This window comes from Flagellimonas flava (assembly GCF_050617915.1).
GTDB classification, from domain to species: Bacteria; Bacteroidota; Bacteroidia; order Flavobacteriales; family Flavobacteriaceae; genus Flagellimonas; species Flagellimonas flava_A.
The window spans coordinates 1-228 of the sequence record NZ_JBODQE010000259.1 but is presented as its reverse complement, the minus strand read 5'-3'; the positions used below and the strand labels follow the sequence as shown (position 1 = coordinate 228).

Here is a 228-nt window from a genome sequence, read left to right as displayed (position 1 = left end):
GATACGACCACGACCAGAATGAAATGCTTCTTTTACACCATCATAACCATAAATAATTCCACCAGTAGGAAAATCAGGAGCTTTAACATACTGCATAAGCTCATCAATCTCGATAGCATTGTTATCTATATAAGCGATAGTACCATCTACAACTTCTGTTAAATTATGAGGTGGCATATTGGTCGCCATACCTACGGCTATACCTGAAGCTCCGTTTACCAATAAACC

Annotated in this window: 1 protein-coding gene; it reads right to left on the bottom strand. The window is 38.6% G+C overall.

Annotated features, from left to right (window positions below; translation table 11 throughout):
• Nucleotides 1-228 (bottom strand): DNA gyrase subunit A (locus ACRHOZ_RS21775; RefSeq protein WP_431130533.1); only part of this gene is annotated, 228 nt, incomplete at both ends.